15 protein-coding genes are annotated in these 17,403 nt (G+C 40.2%); 11 read left to right on the top strand and 4 right to left on the bottom strand.

The genetic code is table 11. From position 1 onward, the window contains the following. The first annotated feature begins 152 nt into the window (after positions 1-152). The 6 genes from RMZ41_RS21750 (at position 153) to RMZ41_RS21775 (ending at position 7,244) form a co-directional block, all read left to right on the top strand. On the top strand, positions 153-665 hold the full coding sequence (locus RMZ41_RS21750) for a phosphate-starvation-inducible PsiE family protein (protein WP_322641357.1): 513 nt from the start codon (positions 153-155) through the stop codon (positions 663-665). Between the two features lie 120 nt (positions 666-785). Then, the gene (locus RMZ41_RS21755; protein WP_322641281.1) at positions 786-2,522 is read left to right on the top strand and encodes a diflavin flavoprotein; all 1,737 of its coding nucleotides are present in this window, start codon (positions 786-788) and stop codon (positions 2,520-2,522) included. A gap of 127 nt (positions 2,523-2,649) precedes the next feature. Then, the gene (locus tag RMZ41_RS21760) at positions 2,650-2,859 is read left to right on the top strand and encodes a hypothetical protein (protein WP_322641282.1); all 210 of its coding nucleotides are present in this window, start codon (positions 2,650-2,652) and stop codon (positions 2,857-2,859) included. 598 nt (positions 2,860-3,457) lie between these two features. Beyond that, positions 3,458-5,257, top strand: a complete 1,800-nt coding sequence (locus tag RMZ41_RS21765) for an iron uptake porin (protein WP_322641283.1) — start codon at positions 3,458-3,460, stop codon at positions 5,255-5,257. Positions 5,258-5,426: 169 nt separating this feature from the next. After that, a complete protein-coding gene (locus RMZ41_RS21770; RefSeq protein ID WP_322641284.1) occupies positions 5,427-6,431 on the top strand; it encodes an ABC transporter ATP-binding protein in 1,005 nt (334 codons plus the stop codon). Then, the gene (locus RMZ41_RS21775) at positions 6,432-7,244 is read left to right on the top strand and encodes an ABC transporter permease (RefSeq protein WP_322641285.1); all 813 of its coding nucleotides are present in this window, start codon (positions 6,432-6,434) and stop codon (positions 7,242-7,244) included. It begins immediately after the preceding gene. Between the two features lie 14 nt (positions 7,245-7,258). On the opposite strand, the gene RMZ41_RS21780 is transcribed toward RMZ41_RS21775, so the two are convergent. Together RMZ41_RS21780 and RMZ41_RS21785 are read right to left on the bottom strand one after the other, a co-directional pair. Further along, positions 7,259-7,411, bottom strand: a complete 153-nt coding sequence (locus RMZ41_RS21780; protein WP_322641286.1) for a hypothetical protein — start codon at positions 7,409-7,411, stop codon at positions 7,259-7,261. Further along, positions 7,408-7,593, bottom strand: a complete 186-nt coding sequence (locus RMZ41_RS21785; RefSeq protein ID WP_322641287.1) for a four helix bundle protein — start codon at positions 7,591-7,593, stop codon at positions 7,408-7,410. Before RMZ41_RS21785 ends, RMZ41_RS21780 begins: the two co-directional genes overlap by 4 nt. Before the next feature lie 157 nt (positions 7,594-7,750). On the opposite strand from RMZ41_RS21785, the gene RMZ41_RS21790 reads away from it, so the two are divergent. The 3 genes from RMZ41_RS21790 (at position 7,751) to purU (ending at position 11,156) form a co-directional block, all read left to right on the top strand. Further along, on the top strand, positions 7,751-9,562 hold the full coding sequence (locus tag RMZ41_RS21790) for a GldG family protein (protein ID WP_322641288.1): 1,812 nt from the start codon (positions 7,751-7,753) through the stop codon (positions 9,560-9,562). A gap of 92 nt (positions 9,563-9,654) precedes the next feature. After that, positions 9,655-10,278, top strand: a complete 624-nt coding sequence (locus RMZ41_RS21795) for a DUF4340 domain-containing protein (protein WP_322641289.1) — start codon at positions 9,655-9,657, stop codon at positions 10,276-10,278. Positions 10,279-10,301: 23 nt separating this feature from the next. Beyond that, positions 10,302-11,156, top strand: coding sequence for a formyltetrahydrofolate deformylase (purU, locus tag RMZ41_RS21800; RefSeq protein ID WP_322641290.1), 855 nt, complete (start codon positions 10,302-10,304; stop codon positions 11,154-11,156). A gap of 96 nt (positions 11,157-11,252) precedes the next feature. On the opposite strand, the gene RMZ41_RS21805 is transcribed toward purU, so the two are convergent. Beyond that, positions 11,253-12,557 (bottom strand): hypothetical protein, encoded by a 1,305-nt coding sequence (locus RMZ41_RS21805; protein WP_322641291.1) that lies wholly within the window; start codon positions 12,555-12,557, stop codon positions 11,253-11,255. Positions 12,558-12,696: 139 nt separating this feature from the next. Between RMZ41_RS21805 and RMZ41_RS21810 the strand changes: the two genes are divergently transcribed. Both RMZ41_RS21810 and RMZ41_RS21815 read left to right on the top strand, forming a co-directional pair. Further along, on the top strand, positions 12,697-15,264 hold the full coding sequence (locus tag RMZ41_RS21810; protein WP_322641292.1) for a dynamin family protein: 2,568 nt from the start codon (positions 12,697-12,699) through the stop codon (positions 15,262-15,264). Between the two features lie 69 nt (positions 15,265-15,333). Beyond that, entirely contained in the window at positions 15,334-16,017 is a 684-nt protein-coding gene (locus tag RMZ41_RS21815; RefSeq protein ID WP_322641293.1) for an ATP-dependent Zn protease, read from the top strand. A 78-nt stretch (positions 16,018-16,095) separates the two neighbouring features. Here RMZ41_RS21815 and RMZ41_RS21820 read toward each other — a convergent pair whose 3' ends face one another. Next, on the bottom strand, positions 16,096-17,118 hold the full coding sequence (locus tag RMZ41_RS21820; RefSeq protein WP_322641294.1) for a diguanylate cyclase: 1,023 nt from the start codon (positions 17,116-17,118) through the stop codon (positions 16,096-16,098). Positions 17,119-17,403 lie beyond the last annotated feature (285 nt).

Here is a 17,403-nt window from a genome sequence, read left to right on the forward strand (position 1 = left end):
TCATTTGTCATTTGTCATTGGTCATTTGTCATTAAGCTCCCCTGCTCCTCGGTCACTGAGCGTAGCCGTTCGCGCAGCGTCTCGTAGAGAAGTGCTGCTCCCTACCCCACATAGACGCGATGAATCGCGTCTCTACAACCTTACAGAAAACTATGTATAAATCTGTTGATAATACTCCGATTACAATGTATGAAATCAATCGGGGGCGTGTTGTACGAACCTTGGAATTTATTCAAGATGTAATTGTAATTTCTCTGTGTATTGGTTTATTTAGCTTCATGGTGCTTCAGGTGAGAGATATGTTTCTCTCCTTACTTCCACCTCTAGATTTTCATGCTGTTACTGCCGATATTCTCTTTTTACTTATCTTAGTTGAGTTATTTCGACTACTGATTATTTACCTACAGGAACATCGAGTATCTATTGGCGTAGCTGTTGAAGTTTCCATTGTTTCTGCCTTGCGAGAAGTCATTGTTAAAGGTGTTCTAGAAACTAATTGGAGTCAAATTCTAGCGACCTGTGCCTTTTTATTAGTCCTGGGAGTACTATTATTTCTCCGAGTTTGGCTACCCCCGACCTTTGAAGGTATCGACCCAGAACAAGAAGTATCTAAACGCTATAGAAGCCGAGTTAAGTCTGAATTAACACAAACCAATGGTCATTAATAGGAAGCAGGGGAGCGGGGGGCAGGGGGCAAGGGAGAGAATAAACCTCTTCCCCCCCTGCTCCCTGCTCCCTGCCCCTCTGCCTCTTGTACCCAATTCCCAATTCCCAATTAAAAGATTATGTCTGTTGCAACATTAACGCCCAACCATAGTAGAGATGTCCAAGTTGCTGAAATTGGTAAAAATACTCTGATTTTGCGATCGCGGACTTGGGACAGATTAAAATTTGAGGTGGAGTATTCCCGCCAACGGGGAACTACAGCAAATTCTTATCTGATTCAAGCTGATAAAAAGGCTTTAATTGACCCTCCCGGCGAATCTTTTACCGAAATTTACCTTGAGCAACTAGCACAACGTCTAGATTTCATTACCCTAGATTACATTGTTCTCAGTCATGTCAACCCCAACCGCAGAGCAACTTTACAAGCATTGCTCTCTCTGGTTCCTCAAGCTACTCTAATTTGTTCTCGCCCCGCCGCCAATGCTCTCAAAACCGCTTTTCCCGAATTTGAATCACCTATTCAAGCGGTGCGATCGGGGGATACTCTAGATTTAGGACAAGGACATCTTCTATCATTTGTCACCGTACCAACTCCCCGTTGGGTGGATGGGCTTTGTACTTATGATTCAGCAACGAAAATTCTCTACACAGACAAACTTTTCGGCGCTCATATTTGCGAAGATCCTTTATTTGATGAAGATTGGAAAGGATTAGATGCGGAACGTCGTTATTATTTTGAATGTCTCCATGCGCCCCAAGCCAAGCAAGTTGAAGTTGCTTTAGATAAATTGTCGGTTTTGGGAGCCAGATGTTATGCCCCAGGACACGGGCCAGTTGTCCGTTATAGCCTCAGCCGTTTTACTTATGATTACCGTCAATGGTGTCAAGGACAAAAATCTCAAGAATTGAGTGTCGCTTTGCTTTATGCTTCTGCTTATGGAAATACAGCAATTATGGCAAATGCGATCGCACAAGGTTTAATTAAAAATGGCGTAAATGTAGAATCAATCAACTGTGAATTAGCTGATTCTGCCGAGATTAACCGCATTATCGAAACTTGCGATGGTTTGATTATCGGTTCACCCACATTAGGCGGCCATGCACCAACTCAAATTCAAACAGCTTTAGGAATAGTTCTCTCGGTGGCGGCTAAAACTAAGTTAGCAGGAGTGTTTGGTTCTTACGGTTGGAGTGGAGAAGCAATAGATTTAATCGAAAGCAAGCTCAAAGATGCTAATTATCAATTAGGGTTTGAAACAATTCGGGTGCGTTTCAGCCCTACTCCTGAGATTCTTCAGCAGTGTGAAGAAGCAGGTGCTTTTTTTGCTCAAAACTTGAAGAAAACTAAAAAGCTGCGTAGTTCTCGCCAAGTTGTGACAGAAACCCATGTAGATCGTACCGAACAAGCGGTGGGGCGGATCGTTGGTTCTCTGTGTGTTGTGACAACTCGTGATGAAGAAACCCACAAAGGGGTTTTAACTTCTTGGGTATCGCAGGCAACTTTTAACCCCCCAGGAATTATGATTGCGATCGCTAACGAGCAGAATGCAGAGTTAATGCATCATCCTGGCGATAAATTTGTGTTGAATATCCTCAAAGAAGGAAGAAATGTCCGACGTTATTTTTCTCGTCATAGCACTTTAGGCGATAATCCCTTTGCAAATCTTTCCACAAAAACTGCTGATAATGGTTGTTTGATTTTGAATGAGGCGTTAGCCTATTTAGAATGTACAGTGCAAAATCAGCTTGAATGTGGCGATAGATGGTTAATTTATGCCGTCATCGATCGCGGTGAAGTGTTGGAAAATGATGGTGTCACTGCTTTAGAGCATCGGAAATCTGGCAGCTATTATTAACTAATTTGTAATATCAAGTTCGGATAATTAGTTACGATTTCCACAGTCATTGCACCCCACCCCTTAATCCCCTCCCCGCAGGCCTAGGGTGTACACACAAGTCTTTTAGAGTTGCAATCTTATTGTTTTGACTTACAATGCCATTGTTCCGGCTGACAATGGCATTGTTTTGCCTAACAATACGATTGTTTCAGCTAACAATGGCATTGTTTCGGCTGACAATACGATTGTTTTGGCTAACAATGCCATTGTTCCGGCTGACAATGCTATTGTTTTGACGTTTTTTAAGAACTTTACCCGTTGTCAGCTAATCTTTGTGCCAATCCCCTATACCTAATATTGCGATCTAAGATTGCTGAGTATCTTATAAATTGCGATCGCAAATCAATTGTTCGCTCTAATCACCTACTTCTTTGACATCCCTGATTTCATCAAACTAATTCTAAATTTTACGAAAAGTTAGTTTATATACTTTAATGTTATCGGAAAACAGGATTATATAAAAAAATATCATTTAATTGTATTCGCATAGATATAAAAACTTTAAGAATGTTGATTTTTGTAAAAGAAATATCATAGAGTGATACTTATCAAAAGTATAGTATATCTATAAACTTTGAGTAGTTTAAATGATTCAAAAATTATTTTTGCAAAGAATAAACTTCTTACTCATGGCTAACTAATTGTTAAAATTACAATTTCTGCTTTGATGGAAGCTGCAAATACTCTTTGTCGATGTATTGGCTTATTTATTGCTATGTGAATTCTATACAAAGTCATTTGATCCGCTATGAATTCGCATATTTAATCGGCAAACTTATAACGAAAAGAGTATTGAATTATTGAGAGCTTGCTTTAGCAAGTTAATTTTAGCTTGTGGGTAATACATTACTTGCAACAGACAGTGATGTTTTTTTCGTGTGTGAGAAATAAGTGTGAATAACTACCAATTAATATATGCTATAAGAGTAAGTTTGTTGTGCTTACTTACTGCTTTCATTTCGCTGGGTGCATCACCTGCAAATGCTCAACTCCTTGCTGACAATACTGTAAACAATTTTGAAAGCGCAGATAAAGATAACAGGAGTATCTTTTCAACTAATTCTAATTCTCTAGAATCTAATGCGATCGCTCAAGTAACATCTGTATCTCAATTATCTGATGTCAAGACAACAGATTGGGCTTTTCTTGCGCTGCAATCTGTAGTGGAGCGTTACGGTTGCATTGTGGGATATCCTGACAGTACTTATAAAGGGAATCGTGCCTTAAGCCGTTATGAATTTGCTGCTGGATTGAATGCTTGCTTAGATAGAATCAACGAACTGATTGCTACTAGCACTAATGATTTAGTTAAAAAAGAAGATTTAACTACTCTCCAAAAACTCCAAGAAGAATTTGCATCTGAACTTGCAACATTGCGTGGTCGAGTAGATGCCTTAGAAACTCGCACAGCTACCTTAGAGAAGCAACAGTTTTCTACCACAACTAAACTTAATGGCGAAGCGATTTTCTCTTTATCCACAGCTACAGGTGGAGAACCAGGTAGCCAAGATGCTAAATTAGCCTTCAATAATCGCGTCAGGCTCAATCTTACCAGCAGCTTTAACGGCAGTGATTTGTTGATTGTTGGACTCCAAGCTTACAACTTCAGATCGAGCGGTTCGTTTTATGACAGAGGAACCATCCAAGGCCAATTACTGCCGAATTCAAGTCTTCTTGGCGCAGGTTCAACCAAGTTAAGCTTTGAACCTCAATTTCCTGGTTTTAACCCCCAGACACTACAACCTGACGGCGGAGCAAATTCAGTTAGTCTTTACAAGCTAGCTTATGTCTTACCGTTGTCTCAGAAATTCGTTGTTTTTGGTGGCACAAATGCAGAGATTACAGATGTTTTTCCTGCCATCACTCCTTATGCTAGCGATAGTCAAGGTGCAATCTCTCGATTTGCAGGTTATAACGCCGCCGTCAGAATTACAGGCGGAACTTCTGGTACAGGTTTATTAGCGGGTGCTGGTTTCTTGTGGAATCCTTCAAAACAAGTGGGACTCGGAGTTATCTATGGAAGTGGTTCAGCTTCGATACCAGAAGATCGTGGTCTTTTGAACACACCTTTAGGAGGAGGTTTCTTTAATGGTACACAAGCGATCGCTGCACAACTGACTCTTAAACCAATCTCAACTCTTGATATTGGCATCAACTATGCACACAGCTATCACACAATTAACATTCTAGGTACAGGCTTGGGTAGCGCTGATATTGCTTCTATTCGATTTACTCCCAATGCAGCACAACTGGCCAGAGTTGGTGGTGACGCTACACTAGCAACTCTTGATGAGCCAATCAATGTAAATTCTGTTGGTGCAACGGTAACGTGGCGGTTTGCGCCGAAAACATCTTTGTCACTATCAGGTGCGTTGCTTTTTGCTCATCTCTTGAATGTAGATGCTTCTACAACCTTTAGTAGCTGGTCGGCTGGGTTGCATTTTCGAGATATATTCCATGAAGGAAACACCGCCGCCGTCATTTTTGGACAGCCGCTTTACCGACAATCTGTAGCGGGAAGTGCTTCTCGTCCAGAAGACACGACTCCCTACCATCTAGAAACGTTTTATAACTATCGCGTCAGTGACAATATCTCCATTACCCCTGGCGTGTATTTCATCTTCAGTCCCGAAGGCTTTAGTGCTAATGACACAGCAATTGTAGGCGCACTTCGTACTACCTTTGCATTCTAGAACACCAGTTTAGTAGAAGTTGGGATTGGGGACTATGAGCTATTTCGACACAAAGAGGTTTTTCAGGAACTTTACCTGTTGTCAGCTAATCTTTGTGCCAGTCCCCCATACCCAATATTGCGATCTAAGATTGTTGGGTATTCTATAAATTGCGATCGCCACTATACCGATGATCGAAGTTGAACATCTAAGTAAAATATACGGCTCTACTCCAGCGATTACTGATGTTACTTTTAGCGTCGAACCTGGGGAAATTTTAGGGTTGTTAGGGCCTAATGGCGCTGGGAAAACCACAACCATGCGGATTCTGGCTGGTTATTTACCGGCAACAAATGGAAATGCCCGAATTGCTGGTTATGACGTCCATGAAAATTCCCTGGCTGTGCGCCAACGAATTGGTTACTTACCCGAAACACCGCCGTTATATCCAGATATGACGGTGGAGGGATTTTTGCATTTTGTCGCCCAAATTAAGGGAGTTCCAGCAGGCGATCGCCCCAACAAGGTATTAGCCGCTATCAAACGCTGCAACTTAGAAGATAAGCGGCGGGTAATTATTCGCAAACTCTCTAAAGGATACCGCCAACGTGTCGGAATTGCTCAAGCGATCGTCCACGATCCACCAGCAATTATTCTCGATGAACCCACCGTTGGACTCGATCCTCGACAAATCATAGAAGTGCGGAATTTAATTAAAAGTCTTGCTGGTACTCACACAATCATTCTTTCCACGCACATTCTCCCAGAAGTGAGCATGACTTGTAGCCGCGTCGCCATCATCAATCGCGGCAAAGTTGTGGCAACTAATACACCAGAAAGCTTGATGACTCAGTTGACAGGTGGCTCAGGATATGAATTAGAAATAGAAGGAGAAGCTGCCTTAGCCAAACAGGTGTTGCAAAATGTTCCAGGTGTTAGTTTGATAGAATCGATTCCCACCGCTGGAGGACATCAACCGCAGACAAATCGTGCTTACCTGCGAGTGATATCGCAACCGGGAAAAGAACCAGGAAAAGATATTGTTGCCACATTAGTACGTGCAGGCTTTGGTTTACATGAACTGCGGCGAGTCAACGCTACCTTAGAAGATGTATTCTTGCAACTAACCACAGAAGAAAAAAATTTCGAGACTGAGGTAGACTTAGCAGCAGACCAAGAAGGAGAAGCAGCGTAAATGGGTGTAGTGCTGAGTAATATTATTGCCATTTATCGCCGAGAGTTACAGAGTTATTTTGTATCGCCTTTAGCTTATGCGATCGCAGGCATATTTTGGTTTATCGCCGGGTTATTCTTCGTGATGATTTTGCTAGGGCCAGACGGCATTTTGGTAGGAGTCGCGGCAATAGATGCACAAGGGCAACAACTCGGAGTGCCAACACCGCCGATAGATGTCCCCTATGAATTTGTCCGAGCGTTTTTAGATCGTATGGGGTGGCTATTGTTGTTTATCTTGCCGATTCTCTCAATGGGACTCTATGCCGAAGAACGGAAGCGCGGCACTTTAGAACTATTAGCCACGTCACCAATCACCAACTGGGCGGTAGCTGTAGGTAAGTTATTAGGTGTGCTAACATTTTTTACCACGATGGTTGTACCCATGTTAGTGTTGGAAGCGATCGCAATCAGTGGATCGAATCCACCAATGGCATTCTCAATTCCCTTGCTGGGTCATTTTGGATTAATCTTACTAGCAGCAGCAATTTTATCTGTAGGAATGTTTATTTCCTCCTTAACAGACAGTACAATTCTGTCTGCGGTCTTCACATTTGCAGTAATTTTATTATTGTTATTGATTGATTTAATCGCCAGAATTGTCCCTGGGCCAGTAGGTGAAGCTTTAGGTTATCTGTCCTTGCTGAAACATTACAACACCTTAATTCAAGGGATTTTTGATACCAGCGCCTTAATTTTATTCGCCAGTTACATTTTTTTGGGCATCTTTCTCACCGCTCAATCAATTGATGCATTGCGCTTTCAAAGGCAATAGTCATTTGTCATTTGTCATTTGTTATTTGGTATATTGCCAATTGAGTTTAGGTAGGAGTTTAATTTTGGTGCTAGTTTGTTAATGATGGTTTTGATTGTATTTATTTGTTTGCTAGTTAAAATGTTACGAGTGTAAGCCCGTCTTAACCAATGTTGAGTTTCATTCAAAGAACCTCAAGTATCCTTATAAAACGTCTATTTTCTTGAAAACTACCTCTTCCCACACCCTCTGCTATATTGGCACCAATACTATCTGCCGAACGAACAATCTGTTTACCAATCGTATCTTTTGCAAAAAAGTTCCATCCTTCAACAATTTTCCAAATGTCATCTGATAATTGTTCTGACAATTGATACACCTGCTAATTCTTGAAAACGCTTTGTTGCCATTTATTCAGTCAGTTGTCTCGCTAATTTTTATTTATCAATTTTCGTGCATATATTTTTCCTTGTCACTAATTTTTGACATATAACCAATGACCAATGACCAATGACAAATGACAAATTATGAAGATAGTTGCAAAAAAGAAACTGTGGAAATATTTGTTTTGGTTGGGCCCGTTCCTAATTGCTGTCGGCTTAACAGTTGGGTTAGTCTCTGAACAATGGGGACTAATTCCATTAGCATTTCTGATTGCGGGAATTGCAATTAGTGGGTTTGGAATAATATGGCAAAGCTACGAGACTAACTGGTGGAAACGTCGTTCTACCCAAGCTGGGACTAATGCCTTAGTAGCAACTCTAGCAGTGTTGACAATTTTGGGATTGATTAACTTTTTAGGTACTCGCTACCACTTGCGGGCAGACTTAACAGAAAGTCAATTATTTACCCTTGCGCCCCAGTCACGAGAATTGGTTAGTGTTTTACCACAACCAGTTAAGGTGTGGGTATTTGATATTAACCAAAATCCTCAAGACCGAGAATTGCTAGAAAATTATCAACGACAAAGCTCAAAATTTAAATATGAATACATCGACCCCCAAGCTAGACCAGGACTTGCAGAAAAGTTTGGCGTTAAAGATTATGGGGAAGTTTATTTAGAATCTGGAGATAAACGGCAATTAGTACAAACAGTAAATCAAAATGAGCGATTATCAGAAATTAGATTAACTAGTCGCCTGCAACAACTAACAAATTCAACCACAGCCAAAGTTTACTTACTCCAAGGTCATGGCGAACGCCAACTTTCGCCTGGTAAAGATGCAATATCACAAGCTGTTCAGGGATTAGGCGACAAAAATTTCACAACATCACCCTTGAACTTAGGAGAAACTTCTAAAGTTCCTCAAGATGCGTCTGTAGTGATAGTAGCTGGCCCCAAGCGAGGACTATTTGAAGGCGAAGTCAAAGCTTTGCAAGAATATCTTAATCGCGGCGGTAACTTACTGCTAATGATCGATCCGAATACCGATCCCAAACTTAACAGCTTGCTACAAGAGTGGGGTGTTCGTCTAGATAATCGTTTAGCAGTTGATGTCTCTGGCGAAAGCGTCGTGGGACTTGGCCCTGCTGCACCCTTAGTAACAGAATACGGACAACATCCAATTACCAAAGATTTCGGTAACGGTAATTCTTTTTATCCAATTTCTCGACCACTGGAAATTACCTCTGTGCCTGGTGTTCAGGCTACTCCATTGCTACGAACCAAACCCTATCCCAAAAGCTGGGCAGAAAGCGACCTCCAAAGCGAAAAATTAGAGTTTAATGAAGGTAAAGACCTGAAAGGGCCTTTAACCTTGGGCGTTGCTTTAACTAGAAAACAAACAGCTAAATCTGCTTCAACTCCCCAGGCTTCACCCACACCTTCACCCCTACCATCACCAACCACTCAAGGTAAAGCAACTCCTACTCCTTCCGCCTCCCGCAGCACTCCACAAGCTTCACCTTTGCCATCACCAACCACCCAAGGTAAAGCTAGCCCCACTCCTTCCGCCTCCCGCAGCACTCTGCAAGCTTCACCTTTGCCATCACCAACCACCCAAGGTAAAGCTAGCCCTACCACCACATCTGCGGCTACTGCTTCTCCAACTCCTTCATCTCAAACAGCTACCGAATCACGCTTAGTAGTTTTAGGAAATTCCAATTTCGCTACCGATGGTTTGTTTCAACAGCAATTAAATGGAGATGTATTCCTCAACTCAGTTACTTGGCTGAGTCAACAGGATCAGCAACCCCTTTCCATTCGCCCCAAAGAGCCAAAAAACCGTCGGATAACCCTGACAAGCACACAAGGTAATTTTCTAATATTGTTATCTCTTTTAATTTTGCCTTTAATTGGATTTGCGATCGCAGTTATTATCTGGTGGAAACGACGCTAAGAAAAAAGTTAGGAGAGACGCGATTAATCGCGTCTGTACAAGATTTAGGAGTTATAAATACTGACTCTTCACCAATGACAAATGACTAAAAAATGAAATTGCCACGAACGACTTTAATTTTGATACTGCTAATGCTGGGTTTAGGCGCTTTTGTTTACTTCCATGAAATTCGGGGTGCGGCTGTGCGAGAAGAAACCAAGGAGCAAAAGCAGAAAATTTTCTCTTTTGCCGCAGATGATGTTCAATCTCTAACAGTCAAGACAAAAAAACTCACCCTGAATTTAGAACGTAACCCTGAACCGAGTAACCCCAAGTGGGTAATCAAATCTCCCATATCGGGCCCAGCCAATGATGCCATTGTTTCTTATTTAATGGATTTGCTGGTCAAAGGTAATAGCGATCGCACCTTATCAACTCCAGCGAAAGAACTTGGACAATTTGCCCTAGATCAACCCCCAGCAACCATCAATATCACCCTAAAAAATCGACAAAGCCATCAGTTGATTTTGGGTAAATCTAACTTTAACGGACGTTTCTTATATGCTCAAGCTGACCCGGCCGCTAAACCCGATGGAAATATAAATGTGCTGTTGGTATCTACAGATTTTGCAAATGCCGTGAATCGGGATCTATCAGAGTGGCAGCAACCGGTAGATAATAGTCAAAAACTACCTCCGCTTACCATTCCTAAACCGAGCCCGACAAATAGCAAATAATTAATTAAAAATCTGGCGATATTATGACAAATCCGACAGCAACATTGCTGATTTCCTGCCCGGATCAACGGGGACTGGTGGCGAAATTCGCCAATTTCATCTATTCTAACGGTGGTAATATTATTCATGCAGATCAGCATACAGACTTTGCTGCTGGGTTATTTCTCACCCGCATTGAATGGCAGCTAGAGGGGTTTAATTTACCGCGTGAGTTTATTGCCCCGGCTTTTAATTCTATTGCCCAACCTCTTAGTGCTAAGTGGCAAATACGTTTTTCTGATACAGTACCACGCATTGCTATTTGGGTAAGTCGGCAAGACCATTGTCTATTTGATTTAATTTGGCGACAACGCGCTAAAGAATTTGTGGCTGAAATTCCTTTAATTATTAGTAACCATTCTAATTTAAAGGTAGTCGCAGAGCAATTTAATATCGACTTTCAGCACGTTCCTATTACTAAAGATAATAAATCAGAACAAGAAGCTCAACAATTAGAATTACTCCGCCAGTACAAAATAGATTTAGTTGTATTGGCAAAATATATGCAAATTGTTAGTGCAGATTTTATTAGTCAATTTCCACAAATTATTAATATACATCATTCATTTTTACCAGCTTTTATCGGTGCAAATCCCTATCATCGAGCTTTTGAGCGGGGTGTAAAAATTATTGGAGCAACGGCGCATTATGCCACTGCTGATTTAGATGCAGGGCCAATTATTGAACAGGATGTGGTGCGAGTTAGTCACCGTGATGAAGTTGATGATTTAGTGAGAAAAGGCAAAGATTTGGAAAGAGTTGTATTAGCAAGAGCGGTGCGATCGCACTTACAAAATCGTGTATTAGTCTATGGTAATAGGACAGTGGTATTTGAGTAAATGATGCTTAAGTGTATGAAAATCACACCGGATAAAAACAAAGTCCGCCTACGCGGACTTAAAAAAATAGTTATTTCAAGAATTGCCGTAGCTGTTTTAGTTACCTGAAACTACCTCTAACTCATCTTCTGATTTATCTCTAATGTTAAAATAGTGATAAAGATTAGCAACAGTTAAGTCTGATGCTTGTTGCAAATTGGATGTAACTAATGTTTTATAACCATTAACTCCAGCTTGTTGACTAATATAAAATTCATACTCTCGACGTAGTTCAGGCTCGAATATAAATAACAACTGATCCCGAAGCGAATAGAAATGAGATTTTTCGGCTAAACTCTCATATAATAATTGTTCTGGCAGTTCTCCTAAATTGATTGCAGAGTCATGAGTATCTGCATTAGTAGTTAATTGTGAACTATTCAAATCGGCACTACTTAAAAGTTTCAATTCTGATGAAGGAAGCGACCGTATCCAATCGACATGATTTTGCCACGAATTCAATACAGCTAAATCATGATTTTTGATGTGAATAATTTCGGGAAAGAGAAAATCAAGCTCATCATGTGATTCACAGCGATTAATCACATGATGAGCATCTTTACAGATTTTATCTTGGAGTAGAATGAGGCGATCGCTCACTGCTGAAACCTCATTCTGCACTTGATAAGTTGCAACAATCGCCTGTTCAATTGCCCAAGCGCATTCGAGTCTGCGTAATTGACCAGCTGCACAGGTTTCTTCCAGTAGATGGGGATTGCTGTAATCTGCTAAAGCCGCAAATAACATTCCTCTGACATCATCAATTTCAGCATTTCTCCGGCTTAAATCTTGCAACTGCATCGCTGAACGGAAGCGATTCATCGCCTGGATAAACACTCCATACGCCCTTACTAAAGCTGTGCGATGTTGCTCAAATTTGATATCTTGGGCTACTTGTTCGATTATTTGTCTAATTTCTACTCCTTGGTCTTTTAAGGCTTGTTTCAAGTCAATAAAACCGTTTTTGACTTCTAGCCTCATTTGCTCTACTTCTTTTCTTAATTTCATTGTTTGGTGCAGGTTTACTGCTGTCAACGCTACACCTGTAATTGTCCCTACACCAATCAAGGCTGTAGTTGCTTGCAGCACACCCAAGCGAGTCTGTATAGTTTGCAATCCATTTAATACAGATGTAAAGCCTTGATGAGTTTGATACATCTGCATCCCACTTGCAACCAAATTAGGAGCAGCTACTAATGGTGATAAAGGGCTGTTATTGACTACAGCACCTATGGCATTGGCAACAAACTGACCAGTTACTGCATCTCTGGCTATACCTATCGGTACTCCGTTGCTAAAGACTTGTAAATATTTACCAGCCTCAATACCAGCTTGAATTGCAGGCGCAAATTGGAACAGCATATTTTTAGGTTGCTAAAAGCGAATTTTCTTGAGCTTAACTGGTATAAAAAAGTAAAGATAACCGTATTTATTCGGTATATTAATTTTGTCTAAATCTGGGCATACTAAGCCTGAAAAACTCTATCGCCTTATATGATTTATGGATATTTCACTAGTTAGCTCTCAGGCTGTTGAGCTATTGTCGCAGATTACCGGACAAAAACTGACTAAAAAGAATCTCACGCCACCTGTGATATTTATGGCAAATTTAGTCACGGTGCTGCTAGGAGTGATATTTGTAGATGGAACAGTCGCAGAGTCAGAAAAGCAACGTTTGCTAACAACCCTTTATCGATTTAGTAATCCAGAAAGTGATGTGCGTAAGTTGACACATTTGATGATTAAGGGAGTCAAAGATAATCAAGTTTATAAGCAAGTTAATAACTTACTAGCATTGGCGGCTCCACTTTCAGAGTCAGAAAAGCTTTTGTTGATTAGTTTTGGCTATGAAATGTCAGCAGCTGATGGCGAAATTGATTCATGTGAGAAAAAATATTTGGAGATAGTCGCCAAACACTTAGGCATTCTACCGCAACATTTAGCAGTTGTTGAGGCTGGTTTTACTCATCAAGAAAATGTGGAGGCTACTGCTTTAAATGAAGTGCATTTTTTACTAAACCCTGCTTGTTTTCAAGAACTGGACACTATATTTGTTAAGGCTGCAAGTGATATATTAGCCCTTTTACCTGTTAAACCAGAACACAAAATAACTAAACAGCATAGAAATATATCTTATGAAGAATTGAAAAAGTTCCAAGAATATCGCAAACAATTAGACAATTGTTGTTATCAGCTATTTCAAATAATTCAAGACTGTACCAATCGTGGCTTCTTGCCTCACACTTTGATAGAAGAGTTAGGAAAAGTATCTCAAAAAATACAATCCCAGCGCTTTCGGGTATCAGTGCTAGGCGAGTTTAGCCAAGGAAAATCAACCTTACTTAACGCCTTACTAGGTGAAGAAATTCAACCAGTGAGAGAGATTCCTTGTAGTGGTATAGTAACAGTTTTAAAATATGGAACCGAAAAGCGGGTAGTCTGTCGTTATAAAGATGGGCAAGAAGAAGAAATTCCTTGTGAGCAATATCAACTAAAGGCAACAATTTCAGAAGATGCAGCACTTGGATGTCTGAGTGATGAACTAGTACATGATGAGATTGATGAAATTGTTTTTGAGCATCCTGACTTAGAGTTATGCAGTAATGGGGTAGAAATTGTAGATTCTCCAGGATTAAATGAACACCCTGAGCGTACTGCCATTACTCAAAAACTGTTGAAGGATACTGATGCAGTGATATTTCTAACTAATGCTTCACGTTCTCTAACTCAAGTAGAACGCGACTTACTCCAGGATGTGAGAACTCAACTAAATCATGGTAAAGAAAATGAACCTGCTAACAATCTTTTTGTAATAGGAAATTTTATAGATTTAGTGCGTAGTGAAAAAGGGCGTGAGCAAGTGCAACAGAGGATCGAAAGATTTGTACAAGGTGAAAATCCTATAGTTGCAGGTAAAAATCGCGTTCATTTTATTTCTGCTCAAGCTGCGCTAGATGCAATTTTACGGGGAACTGAAGATGACTATTTAAAAGCCTTCCAAAATTTTACCCAGTCTATTGAAAAGTTTTTGACGTTTGATAGTGGAATAGTAAAAATTAAGCACTTTATTAGTCAAATAAATAGAGTCATTGAAAAAGGTTTAGATGGGCTATATAAATCAAGTAGTGCTTTAGATGGAAAAATTCAAATTTCTGAAATAGAAAAGCAGAAAATTTTAGAAAAAATAGGAGAAGCCAGTGGGCGCGATGTCAGAATCCATCTGTTGGCAGATCAATTGATAGGCAAGGTATTTGAGCAAGCTGCTGAATCTTGGGATAACTGGCGTGAAGGATTGGGCGAGCGAATGGTTAACAAAAGTCAACATTGGCACTCTGAGCATAGCCCTGTTTTTAGCCAAGATAAACTCATTAGAGATTATACAAATCAATTTATTAGAGACTTGTCAAATGAAATAGATGAATGGGGAAACAAGAAACTTAAAGATGTAATTTTAGAACAAAATATGAAATATTTAGACACTAGTATTGCTTATGAACTAGATGCCATTCAAGGCGAATTTAACAGCCTAGACCAGAACATACAAACTAATTTTAGCAAACAGCTAAAAATTTCAATTGATGGTATAAATGATGACTTTACTGGAATGGGAGGATTTGGCGGTGGTGTTGGAATAGGTGGTGCTTTAGCTGCTGGATTAATAGTATTTACAGGACTTGGATTTATTGCCGTAATTGTTGCAAGTGTAGCTGCTGCAATTGCTGGTTCATTTGGTTTAGGAATGCTAGATTTTGATGGACTAAAAGACCAGATAAAAGGGAAAATTTTGGAACTAGGATTTCAAAAGTTTGATGAATCAATGGATAAAATATCTGATAAGTTAGATGAAATTGTTGGTTCAGTCTTTAATAGCCGAGTGGAATCAGCCAGTCGAGTAATTGCAGAAGCGATCGCACTTTACGAAAATCTCCTAGAACAGCAGGAAAAAGCTCACAACGAGACTCTGGAACAGCGTGAGGCTGAAAAGACGTGGATTTACCAAAAGCGTGAAGAACTTGAGCAGGTACAAAATGGGCTGGAAATCATTCTCAGTAAATGCACCATTGTTTAATCACATTCTTTTTGTAGCTAATCTCGCCTCATAATAAAGAAAGATTAAGATGCACTCAAAAACCTTTCAATGAGCCAGACTACCTTAAATTTAGTTGCAATATCTATCTTTCTCATGACCCTATCGGTACTGCTGGGGCCATTCTTAAATTTGTCGCCAGCAGTACCAGCACTTGCAACCTTCACCATTTTAGGCATAGCTACATTAGATAGTTTTAGCTTGCAAGGCAAGGGTGGTACTATCTTTTTAGATTGGATTGCTGGTTTTTCAAGCGAACACCGCGATCGCATCGTCCACCACGAAGCAGGACATTTTTTGGTTGCTTACTTGTTAGGTATTCCCGTAACCGGCTACACACTTACCGCTTGGGAAGCATGGAAACAGGGGCAACCTGGACAAGGCGGCGTTAGCTTTGACGATAGCGAATTAGCGTCTCAATTAGAAGTGGGTAAAATCAGTGCCCAAATACTAGACCGCTACTCCACTGTTTGGATGGCAGGTATTGCTGCTGAAACCCTAGTTTTTAATAATGCTGAGGGTGGCGCTGATGATAAAAATAAGCTGATAGGAGTCTTGACAGTTTTAGGCTTTTCTGAATCAGTTTATCAACAGAAACTGCGGTTTCATGCCCTCCAAGCAAAAACCCTACTGCAAGAAAATTGGTCTAGTTATGAAGCTTTAGTTAATGCCATGCGACAACGCGCTTCGGTACAAGATTGTCATGCTGAGTTAGGAGTTAGGAGAGGCAATTGATCCCATCTGTACAGGAGTTAAGAGTTATAAATATTAACTATTCACCAATGCCCAATGCCCAATTCCCAATGCCCACTTTTATGAAGAAACAGCTTTCAAATGTGAAGCATGAGATAGGTAGTTTGAGTGAATAACCCGATTACGCCCAGTATTTTTAGCCTGTAACAGACATTGATCGGCACGATTGAGCAAACTCTCTCCTTGCTCATCATCGTCAGCTTGTAGAGTGGCTGTGCCGAGACTAATGGTGATATTAATTGTTAGTTTATTAGTGAGTGCAAATGGTTCATCACTAACTACGCGATGAAGGCGACGGGCTACTAATAGTGCTTCTTCATCGCTAGTGTTAGCCAAAAGAATCACAAACTCTTCGCCACCATAGCGAAATGCTGTATCTTGACAACGCAGATTGTGGCGCAGACGCTGACATAATACTTGCAAAATGCGATCGCCTACTAAATGCCCGTGAGTATCATTAACTTTTTTGAAATGATCTACATCGAGAATAATTAAACTCAAAGAAGTTCTTTCAGTTCTAGCTCTTTTAATTTGCCTGGGTAAGTCCCATTCTAAAGCACGACGATTGTTTAATTCTGTCAACGAATCGGCTAAGGCGATCGCTGACAACATATCATTTGTCCGAATCAAATCTCGATATTTCTGTGCTTTTCGTAAGCCAACAGTTAATTGAGCAAGTATTAATCCATGATTAGCAGTCAACTCTGCCAAGTTATGGTCTGTTTTGTCATAAATAAGATGCCAAATATAAGCATCGGCTCCTTGTTTTAGGGCCGCAGCACTCATCTCTAATTCTCTGTGCCAACCCTTATTTCTATCATTAAGCTGTTGGGAACGATCCTCGAAAAGAATACAGTATATCCAGGATAGTTTTGTCTGGTCTTTCAACCAACTGCACAGTTCCATACTGCTATCTAGGCTAGCCTGCACAAGTATTATGTCGGGAGGCATTGTTTGAATCCGCGACACTGCTTGATTCAGATTGTCTATAACTTCTACATTAAAAGCAGTCGCATAACGGATCTGATCTGGAAGTGTGGCGATAAAATTATTTTTTCCAAAGACCAGAATAGAAATATTCATTGCTTTATTTTTTATCCTATTTATATTTGAAAAATATTAAGTTTAGCAACTGCTATCTTTGCCTGATACTAAATAATAACTTTTAGGCAGAGTTAGATTTATGGATAAATAATTTTTTTTACATCAATCTACAATAATTTTTCAAGTTTTATCTCCTTTTAAGGCTTTATATTTACTAATACCGTTTCTGAAATATCCACTTCTGACAACTAATGTCTTCTTTACAGAATATTTTTCAAACAGTAGAAACACTGAATAATCTTGACGGGTAGAAAAACCATTTAT

Source organism: Nostoc sp. DedVER02 (genome assembly GCF_034530675.2).
Classification (GTDB): Bacteria; Cyanobacteriota; Cyanobacteriia; order Cyanobacteriales; family Nostocaceae; genus Nostoc.

Bases quoted from the DNA above. Each gene is read 5' to 3' on its own strand.
- RMZ41_RS21770 (WP_322641284.1), top strand. From the start codon at position 5,427: ATGATCGAAGTTGAACATCTAAGTAAAATATACGGCTCTACTCCAGCG.
- purU (WP_322641290.1), top strand. From the start codon at position 10,302: ATGACAAATCCGACAGCAACATTGCTGATTTCCTGCCCGGATCAACGG.
- RMZ41_RS21790 (WP_322641288.1), top strand. From the start codon at position 7,751: ATGAAGATAGTTGCAAAAAAGAAACTGTGGAAATATTTGTTTTGGTTG.
- RMZ41_RS21795 (WP_322641289.1), top strand. From the start codon at position 9,655: ATGAAATTGCCACGAACGACTTTAATTTTGATACTGCTAATGCTGGGT.
- RMZ41_RS21805 (WP_322641291.1), bottom strand. From the start codon at position 12,557: ATGCTGTTCCAATTTGCGCCTGCAATTCAAGCTGGTATTGAGGCTGGT.
- RMZ41_RS21750 (WP_322641357.1), top strand. From the start codon at position 153: ATGTATAAATCTGTTGATAATACTCCGATTACAATGTATGAAATCAAT.
- RMZ41_RS21815 (WP_322641293.1), top strand. From the start codon at position 15,334: ATGAGCCAGACTACCTTAAATTTAGTTGCAATATCTATCTTTCTCATG.
- RMZ41_RS21755 (WP_322641281.1), top strand. From the start codon at position 786: ATGTCTGTTGCAACATTAACGCCCAACCATAGTAGAGATGTCCAAGTT.
- RMZ41_RS21820 (WP_322641294.1), bottom strand. From the start codon at position 17,118: ATGAATATTTCTATTCTGGTCTTTGGAAAAAATAATTTTATCGCCACA.
- RMZ41_RS21775 (WP_322641285.1), top strand. From the start codon at position 6,432: ATGGGTGTAGTGCTGAGTAATATTATTGCCATTTATCGCCGAGAGTTA.
- RMZ41_RS21810 (WP_322641292.1), top strand. From the start codon at position 12,697: ATGGATATTTCACTAGTTAGCTCTCAGGCTGTTGAGCTATTGTCGCAG.